Source organism: Ignatzschineria cameli, from assembly GCF_003121895.1.
GTDB lineage: Bacteria > Pseudomonadota > Gammaproteobacteria > Cardiobacteriales > Wohlfahrtiimonadaceae > Ignatzschineria > Ignatzschineria cameli.
In genome coordinates this window covers 1-1,450 of the sequence record NZ_QEWW01000028.1, presented here as the reverse complement: position 1 = coordinate 1,450, position 1,450 = coordinate 1, and the positions used below count along the sequence as shown (strand labels likewise).

Below are 1,450 nucleotides of genomic sequence, written 5' to 3'. Positions count from 1 at the left end.
ATAAAATATCTAAAAGAGGTTCTCCTTACTTAAGACGTGCTATTTGGATTGCTGCTAATGTTGCAGCTTTTAAAGACCCTGCTTTATCTAAATATTACCAAGGATTAAGAAATAGAGGCAAGGCTCATGGCACTGCACTTGGTGCTGTTGCTAGAAAGCTTACTAACATAATTTTTGCTGTTTTAAGAGATAACAAAGCTTATATTCCTAATGTTTAATTATCATTATTAAATTTTTAATCTTTTGACCTATTTTCATAGGTCTGTTTGCCATGCTATTATTTACATATCTAAGTTTATAGTTTATTATATGCTTGCAAGTAGGAGGATAGGGCAATGCTGAGGAGCAACCCGAGCGTCTATTTGTGATATACAGATGTTGAGAGAGTGAAAGCTCTCTCTTTTTTTTACATCTGGTATCCAAATGCGATAAACCTAAAAATATGTAATGTGATAAGACATATGTTACAGAAATAAAAAGAATAGAGAGGTACTTCTGATACAATATAATTAAGTAAAAAAAAGTATCGAAAGGAGCCCTCTCTATGTCAATAATAACAGAAGAAATGAGATTTCGTCAAATATTATGTGAATATGCACTTAAACATGGCGTTACTAAAGCCGCAAGAAGATATCACACTAATCGTCAATTTGTATATAGACAATTAAAAAAATACGATGGCAATGTAAGAAGTTTAGCATTAAGATCCAGACGCCCAAAAACAAGCCCAAAAGCCCACAAAAAAGAAGAATTAGAGTTAATTGAAAGAATGTATAAAGAAATAGGAGTCTATGGATTGGCAGAAGTATATGTTAGGTGCAAATCCAAAGGCTATGAAAGATCTTTTGGGAGTATGTGTAGACAAATACGCAAATATGGATTTAAAAAGCCAAAAATCAAGCGTCAAAGCTACACAAGATATATAGGATTAGATGGAAAATATCCCGGAGAAAAAGTGCAAATAGACATAAAATATGTACCAGAAAGCTGCATAAGATTCCCCACATATGGAAATAAATATTATCAAATAACAGCAATAGATGAATATTCCAGAAAAAGAATATTAAAAATAGTAAAAGAAAAAAGCACCTATGAAACTTCAAAATTCCTAAAAACATTAGAAACCGAAATGGGATTTAAAATAAAAACAATACAAGTGGATAATGGGTATGAATTTGTTAATGACATTGACAAAACAAATAAAATATCTAAGTTTCAAAAAGTAGCAGAAAAGCTTGGAATAGAGATAAAAAGAACAAGACCATACTCACCATGGCAAAATGGAAAAGTAGAAAGAAGTCATAGAGAAGATGAAAAAATAATTTACGCAAGAGCAGTATTTACCAGTGAAAAACAGTTAAAATGGTATGTGGGTCTGTAAATAATTTTGTGTATCAACCTAAATCCTGATAAAGGGTAAGGGTTGATATATTTTTTATGTATCAATATC

Annotated in this window: 2 protein-coding genes; both read left to right on the top strand. The window is 31.1% G+C overall.

The genetic code is table 11. The annotated features are described in order from the left end of the window. Positions 1-218, top strand: a 218-nt coding sequence (locus DC077_RS10570) for a transposase (RefSeq protein WP_157953540.1), incomplete at its 5' end; no start/stop codon positions are given. A 326-nt stretch (positions 219-544) separates the two neighbouring features. Beyond that, positions 545-1,381 carry a DDE-type integrase/transposase/recombinase gene (locus DC077_RS10565; RefSeq protein ID WP_109218044.1) on the top strand — a complete coding sequence of 279 codons (837 nt, stop codon included), beginning with the start codon at positions 545-547 and terminating at the stop codon, positions 1,379-1,381. Positions 1,382-1,450: the final 69 nt, after the last annotated feature.